Source organism: Mesorhizobium sp. M8A.F.Ca.ET.161.01.1.1, assembly GCF_004792105.1.
In the GTDB taxonomy this organism is placed as follows: domain Bacteria; phylum Pseudomonadota; class Alphaproteobacteria; order Rhizobiales; family Rhizobiaceae; genus Mesorhizobium.
The window spans coordinates 1-338 of sequence record NZ_SRTD01000252.1 but is presented as its reverse complement, the minus strand read 5'-3'; the positions used below and the strand labels follow the sequence as shown (position 1 = coordinate 338).

The window sequence follows — 338 nt, the reverse complement described above, 5'->3', positions numbered from 1 at the left end:
CAAAACCCCGGCCAGCGTGTCCTGCGTCTGTTTTTCCAAGCCTTCCAGCAGATCGTCAATGACGATGAATTTCGGTTTCAGCAACAGCGCATTGGCAACCCGGATGCTGGCCTGTTCGTCCGAATCCAGTTTTTTGTCCCAACGGATGTTTTCATCAAGACGAGAGGCCATCTCACCGAGACCCGATGCGGCGAGCGCCGAAACATAATCCTCATCCGCAAAGCGCTGGGGTGCACGCGGATAAGCAATAATTTCGCGCAGCGTTCCTGCCGGCAGATAACCGTGCTGAGCAATGAAAAGCGTGTCGGTTTCATCCGGCATCTCTATCCTGCCCTGGT

The 338-nt window shown here is 54.7% G+C and carries 1 pseudogene; it reads right to left on the bottom strand.

What is annotated here, in order from left to right:
- A pseudogene (locus EN804_RS35580) lies at positions 1–338 on the bottom strand (ABC transporter ATP-binding protein/permease); the annotation flags it as partial.